General features: G+C 40.2%; 13 protein-coding genes. 5 read left to right on the forward strand and 8 right to left on the reverse strand.

Annotated features, from left to right (window positions below; all coding sequences use genetic code 11):
• Nucleotides 1-6 precede the first annotated feature (6 nt).
• The 3 genes from A0128_RS18755 to A0128_RS18765 are packed head-to-tail and all read left to right on the forward strand — an operon-like array spanning nt 7 to nt 3,458.
• Complete coding sequence (locus A0128_RS18755) at nt 7-969, forward strand: ABC transporter ATP-binding protein (RefSeq protein WP_069608905.1); 963 nt, start codon at nt 7-9, stop codon at nt 967-969.
• Nucleotides 966-3,014: an AsmA family protein gene (locus A0128_RS18760; RefSeq protein ID WP_069609407.1), complete on the forward strand. Its 2,049-nt coding sequence runs from the start codon at nt 966-968 to the stop codon at nt 3,012-3,014. Before A0128_RS18755 ends, A0128_RS18760 begins: the two co-directional genes overlap by 4 nt.
• Before the next feature lie 18 nt (nt 3,015-3,032).
• Nucleotides 3,033-3,458 carry an LIC_13387 family protein gene (locus tag A0128_RS18765; protein WP_069608906.1) on the forward strand — a complete coding sequence of 142 codons (426 nt, stop codon included), beginning with the start codon at nt 3,033-3,035 and terminating at the stop codon, nt 3,456-3,458.
• Between the two features lie 219 nt (nt 3,459-3,677).
• Here A0128_RS18765 and A0128_RS18770 read toward each other — a convergent pair whose 3' ends face one another.
• Complete coding sequence (locus A0128_RS18770; protein ID WP_069608907.1) at nt 3,678-5,510, reverse strand: MutS family DNA mismatch repair protein; 1,833 nt, start codon at nt 5,508-5,510, stop codon at nt 3,678-3,680.
• Nucleotides 5,507-5,743 (reverse strand): hypothetical protein, encoded by a 237-nt coding sequence (locus A0128_RS18775; RefSeq protein WP_010573237.1) that lies wholly within the window; start codon nt 5,741-5,743, stop codon nt 5,507-5,509. Before A0128_RS18775 ends, A0128_RS18770 begins: the two co-directional genes overlap by 4 nt.
• Before the next feature lie 176 nt (nt 5,744-5,919).
• Here A0128_RS18775 and A0128_RS18780 point away from each other — a divergent pair, with 176 nt between their 5' ends.
• Nucleotides 5,920-6,126, forward strand: a complete 207-nt coding sequence (locus tag A0128_RS18780) for a hypothetical protein (RefSeq protein WP_069608908.1) — start codon at nt 5,920-5,922, stop codon at nt 6,124-6,126.
• A 221-nt stretch (nt 6,127-6,347) separates the two neighbouring features.
• Here A0128_RS18780 and A0128_RS18785 read toward each other — a convergent pair whose 3' ends face one another.
• The 4 genes from A0128_RS18785 to A0128_RS18800 all read right to left on the reverse strand — a co-directional run bounded on the left by A0128_RS18785 (nt 6,348) and on the right by A0128_RS18800 (nt 12,981).
• Nucleotides 6,348-7,970, reverse strand: a complete 1,623-nt coding sequence (locus A0128_RS18785) for a caspase family protein (RefSeq protein WP_069608909.1) — start codon at nt 7,968-7,970, stop codon at nt 6,348-6,350.
• Between the two features lie 384 nt (nt 7,971-8,354).
• Nucleotides 8,355-9,245 carry a porin OmpL1 gene (locus tag A0128_RS18790; RefSeq protein ID WP_069608910.1) on the reverse strand — a complete coding sequence of 297 codons (891 nt, stop codon included), beginning with the start codon at nt 9,243-9,245 and terminating at the stop codon, nt 8,355-8,357.
• A 761-nt stretch (nt 9,246-10,006) separates the two neighbouring features.
• The gene (gene ilvC / locus A0128_RS18795; RefSeq protein ID WP_069608911.1) at nt 10,007-11,008 is read right to left on the reverse strand and encodes a ketol-acid reductoisomerase; all 1,002 of its coding nucleotides are present in this window, start codon (nt 11,006-11,008) and stop codon (nt 10,007-10,009) included.
• Between the two features lie 383 nt (nt 11,009-11,391).
• The gene (locus A0128_RS18800; protein WP_069608912.1) at nt 11,392-12,981 is read right to left on the reverse strand and encodes a methyl-accepting chemotaxis protein; all 1,590 of its coding nucleotides are present in this window, start codon (nt 12,979-12,981) and stop codon (nt 11,392-11,394) included.
• 313 nt (nt 12,982-13,294) lie between these two features.
• On the opposite strand from A0128_RS18800, the gene A0128_RS18805 reads away from it, so the two are divergent.
• Nucleotides 13,295-13,741, forward strand: coding sequence for an OsmC family protein (locus A0128_RS18805; RefSeq protein WP_069608913.1), 447 nt, complete (start codon nt 13,295-13,297; stop codon nt 13,739-13,741).
• 13 nt (nt 13,742-13,754) lie between these two features.
• Here the strand turns inward: A0128_RS18805 and A0128_RS18810 are convergent, their stop codons facing one another.
• Nucleotides 13,755-16,922 (reverse strand): SpoIIE family protein phosphatase, encoded by a 3,168-nt coding sequence (locus A0128_RS18810; protein WP_069608914.1) that lies wholly within the window; start codon nt 16,920-16,922, stop codon nt 13,755-13,757.
• Between the two features lie 191 nt (nt 16,923-17,113).
• A complete protein-coding gene (locus A0128_RS18815; RefSeq protein WP_069608915.1) occupies nt 17,114-18,574 on the reverse strand; it encodes an NAD-dependent succinate-semialdehyde dehydrogenase in 1,461 nt (486 codons plus the stop codon).
• Nucleotides 18,575-18,595 lie beyond the last annotated feature (21 nt).

An 18,595-nucleotide genomic window follows, 5' to 3' on the forward strand; every position in this document is an offset into this window, starting at 1 on the left:
CATTCCATGATTCGTATTCAAGATCTAACAATCAGCTTTTATTCCAAGTCTGGATTCGGGTTTAAGAAGAATCGAATCGCAGCCGTAGACGGAATCAATTTAGAAATCGAAAAAAATGAAATCCTCGGTCTCGTCGGCGAATCCGGCTGTGGAAAATCCACTTTAGGTAGAGGACTTGTAAAACTTTTACAACCCGAATCCGGCAAGATCTATTTCGAAGATCAAGAGATCACTTCTCTCTCTTCCTCGGAATTTTTTCCTTATAGAAAGAATATTCAGATCATCTTTCAAGATCCGTATTCTTCCCTAAACCCTCGTATGACGATTTCGGAAATCTTAAAGGAAGGATTGGAGATCCACGAAAAACTTACGGAAGAAGAAGCTGTAAATAAGATCAAAGAAATTTTAGAACGAGTCAATTTGTCTTCGGATATCTTAACTCGTTTTCCTCACGAATTCTCTGGAGGGCAAAGACAAAGAATCGCGATTGCAAGAGCCCTGATTTTAAAACCGAAATTTCTTATCTGCGACGAATCCGTTTCCGCTCTGGACGTTTCCACGGGAACTCAAGTTTTAAAACTCCTTGTCGAATTAAAAAACGAGTTCGGGCTCTCATATTTGTTTATCTCTCACGATCTGGGTGTGGTAAAATCTATCTCGGACCGAATTGCTGTTATGTATCTGGGAAAAATAGTGGAAATCGGCAAGACGAAGGACATCATTTCATCTCCGGCGCATCCTTATACAAAGGCGCTTTTTCAATCCACATTCGACGTTTACGATAGGAAAAAAGTAAGAACTCCTCTCAAAGGAGAAATACCGAGCACGGTCAACAAACCATCCGGTTGTCATTTTCACACTCGTTGCCCGATCGTACAGGAAATCTGCAAATCCGAATTCCCGAGTTGGAAAAATAAAGAAGCCGATCAAAAAGTATTGTGTCACTTTCCTTTGGAACGGGAAAAATGAAATTCATTCATCGCGTTAAAGATTTCTTTTATAGCAATCGAATCAAATTTCTCGCGATTCTTCTTTTTCAAATTCTATTTCTCGCTCTTTTTACAATTCTTCCCATTCTTTCTCGCCAGGATTTTTATAAGGATTTTATTCTTACTGAAATTGAAAAATCAACGGGCCTAGAAATTCAAGTCGATCAATCGGATCTTGTAATCTTTCCTTTTCCTGGCATCGAACTAAATTCCGTCGTCATAAGAAAGGGAGACTTGATCGTCGGCATTAGCGATCAGATCAAAGTTGATATCTCTTGGTTCGGTTTGTTAGGACAAAAAGTTGAAATTCGAGACGTTTATATTTCCGGCGGAAACATAAATCTTCATAAATCCAAAGACGGCTCGATCGATTTGATTGAGTTTTTACAAAATGGAAAAGAAGATTCAGAACATTCTCACAAAACCAATACGATCCGGATCTTTGATCCGACGTCTGTAAAAAATACTGCTCCTATCAATCCGAAAGAAATACTGAAGATAGGGCTCAAAAACATTCACATTGAAAATTTTTACGTCAATTACCAAGACGATACTCACACTCGAACCTATGGAATTTATCTTTGGAAATCTTCTTTCGAAATATCCTTTTACGGAGATACTTTAGATCTATCCTTGATCGGAAAATTGGACGGACAGAGTTTTCAAATTTACGGCAGCGCAGGTTTGGACGAATTTCCGACCACTCTGGAAAAACTCCAATTCCAAACTACGATCATTTTTGATAACTGTTCCTTATCCATCTTTCGAGATTTATTTTTTATTTTCCCAAAAGCCGACTTTTCAAAAACCGTTTTTAACGGAACCGTCCAGATCAAAAAATCCGTTTATGAAACGATCAATTTTAACGTTACCGCTCAAGCGAAAAACTTCGCCTATAAAGGTGGGACTCCGTTCGGAGATATAAAATTAAACCTCGGCGTAAAATTGGACCTCCCCATTAAAAAATTAGAATTTCCTTATATATCCATGACCTGGCCCGGGGTTGCGGAAGGAACCGCCAAAGGTTCAGTTCTATGGAATCAAAAAACAAACGCCTCTTTTCAGATCACGGCCAACTATCTGGACTATCATAGCGTTTTCCGTTTAGCAAAACTTTTCGAATTTACTACGGCCTTCGACGATCCTAAAAGACCGGACGGAGTTTTTTATTTCACCGCAGATCTTAGAAACGTTTATGCCTTAAAACATAGATTTCCAGTCTTAAAGGCGGACGTAAAATACAACTACCCTTGGGTTACTGTTACGAGTTTCCACGCATACATTTACAACGGAGAAATATTAGGAAAATCTAAAATTAATCCGTTTAAATCCCAATTTGAAGTACAAGGCGAAGTCTATCGTGTTCTTTTGGATCGAATTCTGATGCCTTATGTGAGCGATAGAATCATCAATGGAAATCTATTTAGCAAATTTAGCTTTGTGACTGAAGTCGGAAGTCGATCTACGGATTTCTCGGGGGATTTTTTTAGAAATATGGAAGGATCCGGAAGTCTACAAGTTTTAAATGGAGAACTTTTGGGTTACGCAAACTTCATGGTTCCGGTTTTGAATACACTCGGAAAAATCATATCCTTTAGCGGAATTGACGGTCGTAAGGTCGAATTTTCTTCTTTAAAATCCGATTTTAAAATCGATAACAATCGATTCTATTTTCAGAATCTAAAACTGCAAGGCAACGGACTCGAAGCCGATGGAAGAGGAAGTATTAGTTTTGAAAAGAACGTAGACGTTTTAATCAATTTACGTTTGGGCGGAAACATTGTCGGAAGGGCGCTAAAAATTCCGATTATCTATAAAGGTATTTTTAAACAATCCATTCCTTATGTAGATCCGATCTGGTTGGGTTCTGTCTTTGCGGGAAGTACGATTCTCGCCCCATTTTTCACCCCTTTAGGAGTACCTTACGGGGGAGGAATCGCCGGATCGGTCGTATCGGAATATGTCCGCGACGCCTGGGAAGGATTTAAAGGCCTCTTCTCATCCAAAGAAGAAAAGAAAAAATAATTACATTCAGGAAACGTTATGAAGCCAAAAATATTAATCCGAATTGCATCTATTCTTATGTTGATCTTTGTCTTAGGTCATTCCATCGGACATTTTACACGTTACAATACCGCCGACATTCGTGCAATCAACACGATTACCGCTATGCAAATGACTAAGATTCCTATGGAAGGGGTTGATAAAACATACGATCAATTCTATTCCGGGATGAGTTTAAACCTAAGCGTCACCCTACTCTTTTTGGCGACTTTGCTTTGGTTACTATCAAATCTTGTAGAGTCCAATCCGAAAACGGTATTAAAACTTCTGATTCCGATCTTCTTTTGTGTATTTTGTTTTTCGATCACCGGCTTTCTTTATTTTTTTCCGGTCCCCACTCTCATTTCCTGCTTAGGAGCTTTGTCCATCTTAGCGAGTATTTTTCTTTTGAGAAAGGAATCATAACGTCCTCTTATCTTTGTTCTTTTGCATCGAACTTCGCTACAAGGACAAAGAGTCCAACGATTCTTGAGTGTAGCTTAGAAATATAGAAAAAACATTTCGGAGTTCCGACCAGAGATTGAAGTCGAAAAAAAAAAATCGGTTGTAGAGAAAGAATTTCGAAAACGGGCGAAGTAGAAAAATTCCAAAAAAAAATTGTGTCGAATTTGACTGTTGCAGTTTTTAAGTGAAATCGAGATCCATTCCTTCTTGAATCAAAATTCTGAGAGCATTGCTCGTTTCCACAAGTCCGTCTCGAATTTTGTAATCGAAATGCATCGTTCCATCCACAATTTCTTCCTGAAAGTGTTTTAAAATCACACCTTCCACTTTGGCTAATTCCAAATCGTGACTGGTTACGAGGCCCATCACTCGATTCTTTTTTAATTCTTTTAAAATTCCTTTACAAGCAAGAGAACGTTCACGCGTATTTGTTCCTTTTAAAATTTCATCAAGAAGAACAAGATGAGGCCGAGTTGGATTCTTAATCTTGCGAACGATTTCCGAAAGTCGTCTCACTTCCGCATAAAAGAAAGAAATCCCCTCCTCTAAATTATCTTCGTTCCTCATACTCGTATGAATATTCAAAACGGGAAGAGTAAACTCCGAAGCGGGCGCGGGACCTCCCGCTAGAGAAAGAATGGAAGCGACACCGATCGTACGAAGATAAGTTGTCTTACCGGACATGTTGGACCCGGTGATCAAGACTACATCCTTTTCTTTTACCGAATCAAGAACGTTAGACACCTTGGATTCGAAAGGAATCAGCGGATGATGAATATTTTTGCCGGTAATCGAAGCTGGAGAATCTTCCGGAAGAATGTTTGGAAAACAATAATCCGGAAACATCCATTTGAGATTTGCAAAAGGAACGAGGGAATCGAATACGATCAAATCCTCCATAGACCTTTCTAAAAGAATGGAATGTTTGTTCCGCCACTTCGAGATTCTCTGCAAAATCCAAAGATCGTATAAAAATAAATTATTAAGAATCAGATGAAGAAGGGGCGCCTCGGTCAACGCCACACGTTTTAGAATCCGGTCCAGATCCTCGTATGCGGATTTTAATTCTTCTTTAGAGATTTCTTGCAAAAGAAATCTACCATTTCGATCCTGAATTCTCAATCCTTTTAGATAGATTAGAATTTTCTGAAGACCGATGATACTTCCGGAAAGCGAGTAGTATTGTTGAAAGACTTCTAAAGAAAGCGATCGATAGAGTCCGAATAAAATCAAATTTAAGAATAAAACCGAAGCGGGAAAAGGAACTCCTAAAAGAATATTCGCAGGAATTAAAGTGAGAACCAGAATTGTAACCGGTTTATAAATTTTCGAGAGCCAAGGATATTTCTTCCAAAGATTTGACGATAAATCGGATTGAATGAGTTTCGGGCTGGTTTTTACAAACGTTTCGGAAGAATCCTGATTCTCCCCGAGATAAGACGCCAATCTAAGTATTTTAGGAATTGCTAATGTTTTTTCGGATATCGATTTTACGATCGATTGTCTCTGTAAAACATTCTCCCTTTGAAAATCGGAAGGTGATTCATTCGGGTCCAGCAAGGAGATTAGCTTTTGTTCCGAATTCGTAGTAAACGTCGTATCCAACCAAGAAAACAAACCGGTTTCACGAAAAAGATCCAAATCCCTGGCAAGAGGAGAAATACTTTCTAAGGAAACACGAGTTCCGTATTTTTTTCCAAAACCCTTGATCTTGATTCTCGCGACTTCTCTTTCTAAAACGAATTGCCAGAGACGAATCCGTTCTCTGGAAGAAAGAGTTTTCTTATATCTTCTTACAAAAAAGAAAAATATAAAAAGAATCAGCAAGGAAGGAAGATAGAATATCGATTCTGTTCTAAGATAATAAAGAACGGAAACCCAAAGAACGAAGGCCGAGAAAAAGAGAAGTCGAAATAAGGAAAGTTTTGAGAGAAGGCTGGAAACCCGGTCGTGAAGTCGTTTTAATTTTCCGCTCCTACGCTCGAGCAATACGATCTTAGAGGAAGAAGTCATCCTGTAAGAGAGTTGATATTTTCATAGTGTTCGTTTTCTCGTTTATAAATCTCAAAATCCAACAAACGAACCAAAGATCCGAGGTCTGGCATTACCCAACGAGAGACGAGTTTTCCCCGTTCCTTTCCTTTGATCTTATCCACATATACGTATCCGAACAGATCCGTGCCGTATTCGTAGGCGACGAATCTTCCTGTTCTTTTACCAGTGTTGTTGATCAACCGAATCTGCATTTTTTTGCAATTTTACCGTTTTGGGAAAAATCGTACAAGAAAAAAAATACTCAAGTATTTTCCAATTTCAGCGATATGTAGTTTAGGGAGTCAATTGCTTTCTCAAGGATGAGAACGAGGCAAGCTCCTAATACATAAAACTCGAACCAAACCAGAAAGTCGCATGGAGGCGCAAAATGTTTTACCCAGAAATGGATCCCGAACTGAAAAGTTCCTTTCTCTCAATCGGCAAAACCACCGCAAATCTCGTAAACAACACAATTCTCCCTCAATCCGGGTTAAAAGCCGGCGCCTTACTCAATTCCGCCCAAATGGAAAAGTTAAAAGAAATCCGTAAGCGTAGATTTCAATCCAGCGAGTGGAAGAATTTTCTAAAAGACTGAACAGGAAAAATAATCCCGCTCAATTTTATCTCGAACGGACTTGAAGTCCGATTTCAAGTGATTTTTGCTGCGAAAACTTTGTCGGTAGAAATACAAAGACGGATTTTACGACCAACGAAAGTCGGAGTTTTAGAAATCGGATCTGAAATTCTTTCGAAGATCCTTTAAAACAAAAAAGCCTGCTAAATTAGCAGGCTTTTTCTTTGGTACGAAATACTTGTTTAGTATTTCGTTTTGGTAGAAGGCATCTTCACATTGAGAATTACATCCACCTTTGTAACATCGCCTTCTCTTACACTGATCATCGAATTGTTGAGATTCAGATCCTCTGCAAAAGAAGCCTTGATTTCGTAATCGCCAGGCTTGAGATTTGTGAACCAAAAATTTCCTTCGCTGTCCGTATTCAATTTTTGAATCCCGGTAACGCTGGAGATCGTCGGCATAAAAATCGGCTGATTGATCACAGGGTTGTCCAAGGTCTTGTAAAAAACCTTTCCCTGAATCGCTCCAAAACCGCTCATCGAAGCGTTGATCGCAAGTTCGTTCTTCTTATTTGGAAGAACGGCAAAAGTCTCTTGGATCTCGGGATAATCATCCGCCTTGATCGTAATCTTATGAACACCGGCAGGCACCTTGCTCAAATTGATCGTATAAATATTTCCCGGAATCAGCTGCCCCTGTCTTTTTACCGCACCCCAAAAATTAGATGGAGAAGCGGAAACTGAAGAAGTAAATTCTTGATCGTCGATAAAGACTTTTACGTTACGATTTCCTTTTCTTTTCTTCTTCGCAAAGATCAAAACATCCGGAGGAAGATCGGAAAGTCCGTAAGCACGATCTTGAATGATCGTCGTTTTCAAAACCAGATCCCCTCTTTCATTTGTAGGAACCACGGGAGGTTCTTGCGGAGTTACTACTGGTTGAACTGGATCAGGTTTCACAGGATCGGTATCCGGTTCCACAGATGGAGGCGGAGGTTTTGGAGGATCGACCGGCTTCGGAGGTTCCGGATTCTTTTTACCGGAAAGAAAAATTCCCGACGCGTTTCCTGAAATTTGCGGAACCTGCTCGTGCTGAAACTTCTTCGCCATCTGAACCGTTTCATCTTTGGATTTGAAGAAGGCTTCTAAAGCGGTAACAACGTTATCTTTGTTTAAGTCGGCGGTACTCAGAGCTCTACCGAAGTTATAAGTAAAAATACCGTGGTTGATACTTCCACCGACTTCGATCGCAGTTTGGTTATCGTCCGCCGAAGAAATGATCGCTTTGTCTTGAAAGAAAAAGTCTTCGGAATCTTGTTTTACAGTTCCGTTGCTTCCGTCAGGAATCGGAACATCGGCCGAACCTCTGGTTGCCTTCCCTTTCTTAGCGATACCGCCTGAAAAACAACAGTCAAAGATAAATACCGTTTTAGGAGATTTTACTTTTTCTAAGTATTTGTTTAACTCATCGTCCTGGAGGTGAGGCCGATCATAACAGATGATCAAGTTTCTCATTCCGTTTTTTGCGGACGCGTCTCTTTGAAAGGCACCATGACCTGAGAAATAAAGAAGAACGGTGTCATCATCGCCCGCTTTTTTTCCTAAGGCTTTGATCTCTTTTTCAATATTATCCTTTGTTACGTCTTTACCGAGGATAATTTTTACCTCGTCGAAATTTCCGACTCTTCGAATTTCATCGTTCAAATACTTTGCATCTGCTTCGCAAAGATTGAGTTCCGGAATTCCTGCTTTATTTCCGGTATAGTTCGAACCGAAAATGAGCCCGTATCTTTTTTGTGCAAATGCATCCGTTGCAAAAAATAAAATCAAACAGACGCTGATTGCCGATAGCTTGGATTTCAAACCTGGCCTCCTGGGATGATTGAGAATGGAATCAGGGTAACAAAAGAAATCCTTTTGTCATTATTTTTTTACGGAAAGAATTCTTTCTTAAGAATTTAGGAAAGAATTTTCCATTTCAAAAAGAGACTAAATTTTTTGAAATTCTAAGAAACCGGGAAAGATTTTTTATGGATGTAACTTTTTATGTCCGCGTTTATAAAAAAGGGAATATTATTTGATACTCGTTTTATTCTCTTTTTTACGAATGAGTTCAGTTGAATTTATTTCCTAACAATAGACAAAATCAACTGTTAGAATCGGTTACGCATTGGAAATGGAAAATGCCTAAGAGATGAGGAAACGGTCCTTTTGAAAAAGGACCTGTTCCCAAAATTGAAAAGAAGATTAGAGTTCGTGTTTGTATCCGACACGATATTGAGTTCCACCCAATACAATCGGATAGGAAGGAGACGGAGCCAAACTCACAAGTCCACCTGCGGATTGTGTGTGACCGGTTCCTAATTTTTCAGAATAAAGAGTTTCTGCTTCCATAAAAACATAACCTTTTTCTGTAACTCTTGTCTGTGCACCGACCAACCAGTTGGGAGCAAATCCGCCAACGCTGAAACGTACGTCTTCCCATACTGCGGAAGGAGAGGTTCCATCGGCCACCAAATTTGCAATCGTAGAAGGCGCGCCGAGCATCACCAATCCGTCATGTAGTGTTCCAGAATTGTTTGAACCCGATAAACTCCATCCACCTTTGAAATAGTGAAAGCCGCCGCCTATATAAACGGAAGTATCTTCGGAAACGGAGGCTTTGATTCCAAAGTTTACGGGAATCTGAACCGCATTGTAATCCCAAACTATATCATAGAATTTGAATCCAAGAGCTTTTGCTTCCGTATCTCCGCCCATTACCTTTCTTGTATAGTTAGCCGCGATTCTAATAAAGAAATTTTTTCCGAGATCGCGTTCATAACCTGCCGAAAAAACAAGACCGGACATCGCCCCACTATGTTTTACGTTGATCATCCCTGCCGTAGTATTTTCCAGTGTTTGGAGACGATTTTCAGGGATCACTGCTCTTCGAGTCGCAACGCCGGGTGAACCGTCGGTTGCCGTAACGGGATAATAGTTCGCCGCGTCCAAACCATCTTTCTCGATCGTTCCACCTAACTGGCCCAAATCAAACTGCATCCCAAGACTACCAAAGGCGTATGACTTTGCGCTCACGCCCTGTGTTGAGAAGATCACAGCGAATACGATCCCCGCTTTAATAAAATTTTGAAACATTCAGATACTCCTATTTTTATTCAACTCGATTGTTTTATCAAAAAGAAAACCATATTGCACAGATCCCTTTTACTACGGGTAAAGCTTGGAAATTTAATAAGCGAAGTCAAACACGTTTTAAAGACGTTTATTTTTAATATCATTTCAAAAAGCTTACGTCATGAATTAAAGAAACATTATATACTAATAATTTAAAACGATTGTGATTTTAACTTTGCCTTAACTGATAACAGTTTTCATCTAAATAACGAAACAAAGCCATAAATTCAGAAATGATTTTTATTTTTCGAATCGAAGAGAAAGATCAATTGATCGTCCTATAAAACAAACGAATACGAGCAGGAATGGAATCTTTATTTGTATGCTATCGAACATACAGACAACAAAGAGGAATAAAACCAATGCAGTATTTGAAACGGAATGCTTATAAATTTAGAAGAGTCGACAATTTGATAAAACGGATGACTCAAAAAGAATTCGATTTCTGAAAACTTCATAAATAGAAAGAGCATTCGTTACAAAAAGTGGAATATCTCAGTTTGTACTGCATGACTTATGGGTTCAGAAAGAATTCTGAGATTGATAGAATCCTAAATTGGATCCGTAAGGCATGGAAATTCTAAGTAATGATCCGGATTGAACCAGATTGAAAAGACAAGTCCGTTTGTTCCAGAGAATTCTATTTTGATTCTTCTAAAATAAAAAACCCGGAAAGATTTCTCTTACCGGGTTCCATTACTAAAGAGCTGAGCTAAAAATGATTATTTAGATAACCATTTCATCATACTTCTCAATTTTTTACCGACCGATTCGATCGGGTGAGCCGCATTTTTTTCTCTCATATTCTTAAAGTTTGGATAACCTGCTTTTGTTTCGGCCATCCAGTTGTTTGCAAATTTTGCGCCCTTATCTTTTTGAATATCGTTAAGAACTTCTTTCATTCTTTGTTTTACGCCTGCGTCGATCACTCGAGGACCGCTGACGTAATCTCCGTATTCCGCAGTGTCGGAAATGGAGAATCTCATTCTTGCGAGACCGCCTTCGTAGATCAAATCGGTGATCAATTTTACTTCGTGAAGACATTCAAAGTATGCGATCTCAGGATCGTAACCCGCTTCCGTCAAAGTTTCAAATCCCGCCATGATCAAGTTCGAAAGACCTCCGCAGAGAACGACTTGTTCTCCGAAAAGATCCGTTTCGGTTTCTTCGCGGAAAGAAGTTTCTAAAATCCCAGCGCGTCCCCCGCCTACTCCGGCAGCGTGTGCGAGAGCTCTTTTCTTAGCTTCTCCCGTAGAATCTTGATAGATTGCGATCAAACAAGGAACTCCGCCACCTTCGGTGTAAACTCTTCTTACAAGGTGACCTGGTCCTTTCGGAGCCACCATGTAAACATCCACATCTTTTGGAGGTTGGATAAAATCGTAATGAATGTTAAACCCGTGAGAGAAAACGAGCGCATCGCCTTTTTTCAGATTCGGTTCGATGTCTTTTTTGTAAAGATCCGCCTGAATCGTATCCGGCGCTAAAATTTGAATGATGTCTGCTTTTTGAGAAGCTTCCGCGACGCTATATACTTCGAAACCGGCGTTTTTCGCGTCCTGTACTGATTTGGATCCTTCTTTCAGACCGATAATAACTTTGAGTCCGGAATCCTTCATGTTTTGAGCCTGGGCGTGTCCCTGGCTTCCGTAGCCGATCACTGCAATGGTTTTACCTTTGAGTGAACTTAAATCACAATCGGCGTCGTAATAAATATTTGCCATTTTCCCTTTCCTCGAGTGTTCCTTTTTACTAAACATTTGAAAAAGGGTAGAATGACAACTGAAATAAACAGACGTATTCTCTTCAAAAGAGCCCGTTTGTAAGAATCGAATTCTCTTTTTTAGAAAGATATTTCTCCTTCCAAAAACAAAATCAAAACGGAATGTACTCGCTTCCAGGTTCTTGAAAGAAAGCGGTTTTCATTTTAAAATCTTAGAATCGATTTTAAAAATTATGTATCATAGGAATTTAAGAAAGTAAGGAAGCTGCTTTTCCCGATCACGAATGAGTTTCTCTAAAAAACAAAAATCAAAGACATTTGAGAAGAATTCACTTCTTTGCAAACAAAGTGATTCTTCCCAAAATACCTTTGGGTCGGGAAGGATCAAAGCCCTTCTGATTTTGTAAGCGTGTCCGCTTGGACTTCGAGTTCTTTTACGATCTCGGAAAGGTTCTCGCTCTTTTCCATCAGGGATTCCATCGAAGACTGGAGCGACGAGATCGCCTCTACAATTCCATGAAGTCCTAACTTTTGTTCCGAAGAAGAAAGTTCTATTTCGGAGGACAAGGACCGGAGACGATCCAACGTCGAAAAGAAGAGAGAATTTATTCTTTTCTGCTCCTCGAACATTTTCGAAAACTCATCGAACCGTGCGAATAAGTCCTGAAATAAAGTATCCTGTTCTTTGACGTGGCCCGCGGTTGTTTCCGCCGACTTCTGACCGGTGACAACGTGATTGGAAGAATCTCGGATGATCTTGGAAATCAAATCCGCATTTCCCGCGCTGCTCTCTGCGAGTTTCGAAACTTCTTGCGCTACAACCGCAAATCCTTTCCCGGCCTCGCCTGCTCTTGCGGCCTCGATCGAAGCGTTGAGAGAAAGTAAATTAGTTCGATCCGCGACCTCGGACATGATCCGGTTTACTTCGCCGACACTTCTAAAAGAATCTCCTAAAGAAGAAAGGGACTTAGAAAGTTCCTCGACAAATCCGGTCACCATCGATCCGGATTTTCGAACCTTTTCCAAACTCTGATCCAACGTTTGATTGAACTGTGAAATTCTTTCGATGATGGATTTTAAATTGGAACTGTGATCGATTAAACTTTCAATATTGCTAAACTGATTTTTTACGTTATCCGCGGAGCTTTCCGTTTGTGACTGAAATTCTTCCATCGTCGAACTGATCTCTTCAAAAGAGGAAGCGTGTGTCGAAACGAGAAGAGAAAAATCGGACATGAATTCTTTTAGATTCTTAGATGAATCCTTGAGATACATCGCGGATTCTCGCATCTTATTGCTTCTCTCCGCGATCATCTTATGAGATTCTTCTAATTCTCTTTGTCTGTATTCCGAGTTTCCTCTTAAGCTAATAAAAAGTTTTACGAGAGTTCTTATAATTAAAGCGCACGCCATTATAAAAAGAATTTTCGTGACTTGTTCCGAAACCGACGCATATCCCAATGAATTTGCGAGTTTGATATCTTCTGTTAAAATTAATCCGTATTGGATTGCCGTCGAAACGACAATTATATTCGAAAGTACGGATAAGGCCCCGATTAATAAAATAAAATTCGGCGCCAAAAGAAGACCGGAAGAAATTATATAAAGATAACTGATTCCATAAAGAACCGGGCTCTTTACCATCCCCGTAGTAAATTCAGGAACATCCATCGCGGCGCCAACCATCACAAGAAACAAAACTAAAACGTCAGCAACTACGAAGATTCTACTCAAGAGATGAGAAATACTTCCGGTCGTTCTAATTTTAAAAAAACTGTAGAGAAAGTAGAACAACATGGCCGTAGTTCCGACCAGATACAACGTATTCTGAACTGCATTGGTTCTCTTCCAACCGATCGCGATTGAGGAATAATAGAGTAAAATGAGACCGAGGCGAATCCAATTGATGTACGCCGGACCGGATGCAATGATTTCTTCGTCTGTTTTTCTTTTCGATTCTTGCTTCGAGGACATGTTACTAATGACGAGCATTTACTTTGAAAAATCAATGGTTTTTCTAAAAACTGCAATTTATAATTTATAACAATGACCTTGTTCTTTCTTGAATTAAAGAAATTGCATTTCGAAGCCGACACTTTTAGGTATTCTTAACTTTGCTAATATTTTCATTTCTCAGATTACTTGAAGGACTCGAATCGAAAAAATGAGTTCCTGATTCTCCATCCTGAATTGAAAATCAAAGAATGAAATGGGATTTTTGGGAAAAAAATTATCCTTGAATTGAAGTTAGTTTTTGTTGTTTTTTTATAAATAAGAAGGTTTGAGCATGTCTGAACACACAATTGGCTTACATTGGAAAAAAGGTCCCGAAGAATTCAAATATGATTCTTACGATCGAACTCATACGATTGAATATGCGGGTGGACAAAAATTAAGCGGTTCTTCTACAACGGAAACTTTCGGAAAATCCGAATATGCCAATCCGGAAGAGCTGTTAGCCTCCTCCGTCTGCAGTTGTCATTTTCTCACCTTTCTCGCGGTGGCGGCGAAGAGTCGTTATATTGTATCTGCTTACGAAGATAAGGCGATCGCTCTCCTCGAAAAAAACGCCGAAGGCAAGATGGTCGTCACAAAAATCGATCTCTACCCTAAGGTAACATTCGAAGGAGAAAGAATCCCCGATAAGGAAGCCTTAACCGAACTTCATGAAAAAGCGCACAGAAATTGTTTCATTTCCAATTCAGTAAAAAGCGAAGTAACGGTTCATCCTTAACAGCAAAACGAGCTCAAGACTCGCTTTCCGCAAGATTATGAGAATACTTTCTTAGGATCTCTTGGATCTTTAATATGACTTCGTGATTCGGATCCACCGTCAAAGCGATTTCGACCATCTCCATCGCTCGTTTATAGTTTTTCAAAGCGATATAGATTTGCGCAAGGTTCACCAAATTTTTGATATGCGTCGGTTCGCGAAGTTTAAGTCTTTCGCCAAAGTCCAGAGCCTTTTGAAAACTTCCCGACTTTCTTGCGGCTGTCGAGGCGATGTAAAGAATTTCCTTATCCACGGGTTTTAGATTCAAATAACCTTCCGCGTAGATGGCGGCGTTTCGATAGTCCTTCTTTTTAAGAAATAGACTTACGAACAATTTTTTTACTTCCGGAATTTGGTTATTCAAAGTCTCCGCTTGTTCCAGAAAGGAAATCGCTTCTTCGATTTCCTTATTGTTTGCCCCTTCCTTCGCTTTTTTTAGAAGTTCACGAATCTGATCTCTTTCGTGGGCCAGTGCAATTTTGGATTCGCTCAGGTTCTCTTTAAAAGAAACTCGAACCAAGGAAAGGTCATCGGTGAGAGCCCCGTGATTGTGAATTCCTTCGTAGATTCCCTGCAATTCTCCGCGCGCTTCTTCCACTTTTCTTAAAAACTGTTTTTCATCGTCGTTGATGATTCTTCCACCTTCGCGATCCGTTCCGAGAAGAATATCGTCTCTTCCGTCCGAACCCGCGATGATGATATCTCCCGGTTCCATTTGAAAGGTTTTGATAAAGACGGTCCCTTCCATTCCGGTCGTTCCCAATTTACGAAACATCAAATCGTCTTCGATAAAACTTGCGATTCCGTCCCTATACAAAACGGTCCAAGGATGTTCGGCGTTGATAAAATACATAAGCCCAGCCTCGTCGTCCACAACACCTAACACGAGAGAGACGAGCATCGAACCATCGAAACTTTCGAAAACCTTATGCAATTCTAAGAATGCGTTTTTTAACCAACGTTCCGGAGATTGTTCCTTCATGATCGTCGCCATTCTCGTTCTTTCAATGATCGATTCGAAGACGGCTCCAAGAACCAAGGCTCCCCCGGCTCCCTGCATCGATTTTCCCATCGCATCCGCGTTTAAGAATACGGTATAAAAACGATCTTGCAGATCGATAAAATTGGAGATATTGATATCGCCTCCGATCTCATCGTTAAATCTTCGGAAGGAAAATTTCTTTTTCTGTTCGATTAAAAAGTCGACCTTGACGTTCTCCTGACGCGCCTTATTGGAACCGAGAGGTTTGATCAGAAGGGAAGTTAAGAAATAATCTCCGTCTTGTTGTTGTTTTAATTCCTGCACTTCTTCCAGAGTTTGCTGGAGTTCTTTCGTTCGTTCTTGAACTTTTTCTTCCAACTCCTCCGCGTACTGTTGCAAACGTTTTCTCGCGGCTTGGATCGAACGCGCCATTCTGTTAAACGAACGTGCGATAAATCCGATTTCGTCTTCGACCTTTACTTGAAGTCGATAATCCAAGTTTCCGGAGTTGGCTTCTCTCAGACCGATAACGACTTCCTCCAGAGGATTGAGAAGAGCGCCTTGAAAGAAAAATCGAAATCCTAAAAGTACGAGAAGAATGATACAAAGTGCGGATATATAAAGAATTTTTCCCGTTGGATGCAGATATTCTCTTAAGGATTCGTATCGAAAGCCGACGTCGTAGATCTTTCCGTTCGAAGGAGAAACATAAAAATAAGCGATATAGTGTTTTGGAATCGGTCCACCGAGTTCATAGATTCTTTCGCCCTTATACGTTCTTTCATCCTGTTTGCGAACCTGAGTGAGAAGGTTGAGAAAGATTTTTTCCCTTTTTGCTGGATCGGAACTATTCACGGCTAAAGCGTTCTTTTTTAATTCTTTGAGATAAGCGGAAATCCCCGGTTGATCGGAATGAAAGAGTTTTTCAAGCGCAACGGGATCGTTTTTTTCTTTCGGAGGCAAGTGAAAGTATTTGTTCCTAAAAACGACTAACTTCTTTTCCAAAGTATCAAAGAAGAATTCAACGTCCTTTCCGGAAAGTTGCGCCTCTTTTTTAGAAGAAAAATATTCTCTCACCCCGGCGCGATACGCTTCAAAACCTTCCGGAGATTTTTTTAAAATCGATTCTACTCTTTCACCGAAATCTTTATTAGAAAGCTGCGGGAGTTCGAATAAACTATGTGAAATTTTGAAAAATCTAAATTCTCGTAAGACTGATTCGTTCGGCTGAAGCGAACTATGGGAAGAATAAGGCCGGGCAGAATCCAATTCCGCGTCATACTCGAAAACATATTCCGCGTCACGCGACACATCCAAGCCAGCGACGGAAAGTCTGACTTCTTTTCTTTTAATCAGATCGTAAGAATCTTCGTATTCATTGAAGATAAACAAACTTACGATCTGTAAAACGAGAAAGAAAGTCGCGAGAGTGATTCCAGTAATCCTAGATAGGATAGAGGTTTTCTCGCTCGTATAATTGATATAACCTACAAGAATTACAAACAATCCGATGACAAGGGCTATGTCCAAAACCGTCTGATACAATTCTCTTGAAACCGCTCCGTCCCGACTCATCGCATTTAAAATTCCCGGGATAAGCGTAATTAACGTTAAAGGAATCAAAATGATCGACGTGATGATTCTTTCCTTACCTTTGAGCTTGAACATTCTCCACGTTCCGATCCCCATAAAAATGACCGTATAGAAAATGACCATTACCGAATAAATTTTATAAAAGAGATTGATCTGAAAGTCCCAGTAGTGTCCTGAAAAATAGAAAACTCTTTTGGCGCTTAAGGACTCATAGAAATACCAAGCACAAATAACGATAACGCCGACGAGCGCGCTGAAAAAAATCGAACGTACTATTTTTTTCGAGACCGGTTCCGGGTAGTGAAGAAAAAACATGATGAGAAAAAGAAATCCTAGGAACGGAGACGGAATGACAATCCATCTGTGAAAGACGGACCAAGGTCCGTAGAACGGAAATCCGACCATATAGCCAAGGTGAAAGATCCCGAGACTGAACAATCCGATGCAAAGATATATCGTGCCGGAGGCTTTTTCCTGAATCGAAAAGAAAAAGAATACGGTAAAACCGATAAAGAGGACTCCGATCAACGAAGCCAGTGAGAAATAATTTAAATAGATAAGATCCATATGGCAGGCACTCTAATAACTTCTTAAAATTTATATCGTCAAGCAAAAAGGAATTTCAGTAGATTGTATCGCTTGCTATAATTTACGCAAAGCATCAACGATTTAAGAGAAAAATCAAAAAGTTATCTCATAATCGAACGTTGCTCTGCATAAAGTATGCGCGCCCTAAACTAACTACGATTGTTTGCTACCTAAAAACCACCAATGCAGACATATTTGACGTTAAGATATTCCTGAATCCCGTACTTAGATCCTTCTCTTCCAAAACCGGATTCTTTCAAACCGCCAAAGGGAACTTGCTCGGTGGATATCAGTCCTTCGTTGATTCCCAACATTCCGGCTTTTATATTCTCGGCAAGAAATCGCATCTTACGATAATCTTCGGTAAACACGTAGGATGCTAAACCCGAAGGTGTAGAATTTGCCACTTGCAAGGCTTCTTCCATCGATTCAAATCGATAAACGGGAGCTACGGGACCAAAAACTTCTTCCTGCATAGAAAGCGAATTTTCCGGAACTTCTGAAATCACCGTTGGGGAAAAAAATAATTTACCTGGCTCGATTCTTTTTCCGCCTAATTGGAGTTTTGCTCCCTTATCCAAAGCATCCTTAACGTGGTTTTCAACCTTCTGAACCGCCAATTCGCTTATCAACGGGCCGATCGTTATGTCCTTTTCGAGACCGTTTCCGGTTTTTAATTTTAGCACCGATTCTGAAAATAAACTTACAAAATCATTATAAATTCCTTTCTGAATCAAAAATCGGTTCGCACAAACGCAGGTTTGTCCCGCATTTCGAAACTTAGAAAGAATCGCACCTTTTACCGCGGATTCCAAATCGGCGTCGTCAAAAACCAAAAAAGGTGCGTTTCCTCCGAGTTCGAGAGAAAGTCTTTTCAAAGTCTTAGAGCTTCTCTCCATGATCAACTTGCCAACGCGAGTCGAACCGGTAAAACTGATCTTCCTTACTTCGGAAGAATCGATCAGTGTATTTGCGATTTCTTCCGGATAACCCGTTAGAACTTGAAAAACTCCCTCTGGAATTCCAGCCTCTTGTGCAAGAACGGCTAACGCGAGTGCGGAGAATGGCGTGAGCTCGGAAGGTTTGCTGATAACGGTGCAACCGGCGGCTAACGCGGCTCCCACTTTTCGAGTGATCATGGAAGAAGGAAAATTCCACGGAGTTAAAATTCCACAAACGCCGACCGGTTCTTTGATGACTTCTATCTTTGTGTCTCTTCTATGACTCGGAATGATATCTCCATAAACTCTCTTCCCTTCTTCCGCAAACCATTCCAAAAAAGAAGCCGCGTAGTCGATTTCTCCTCGCGACTCCGCCAACGGTTTTCCTTGTTCCAAGGTCATAAGAACCGCTAAGTCTTCCCGATTTTTTTTCATCAGATCGGACCAAGTTCGAATTAAAATCGAACGTTCCTTTGCGGGTCTTTTTGACCAGTCTTGAAAAGCGTGAAGAGAAGTTTGAATCGCTTCTAAGGTTTCTTTCCGTCCTAAAGAAGGAACTCTACCAAGTATTTCTAAATTCGAAGGATTGGTGACTTCGATTTTGAGATCCGGATTACCTTTTCTCCAAGCCCCACTCCAAAATGCGTCCTGTCTGAATAATTCTTTTCTTTGAAGAAGTTCTAAACTCAATGGAAAACCTCGAGTCCTTTT

Source organism: Leptospira tipperaryensis (genome assembly GCF_001729245.1).
Classification (GTDB): domain Bacteria; phylum Spirochaetota; class Leptospiria; order Leptospirales; family Leptospiraceae; genus Leptospira; species Leptospira tipperaryensis.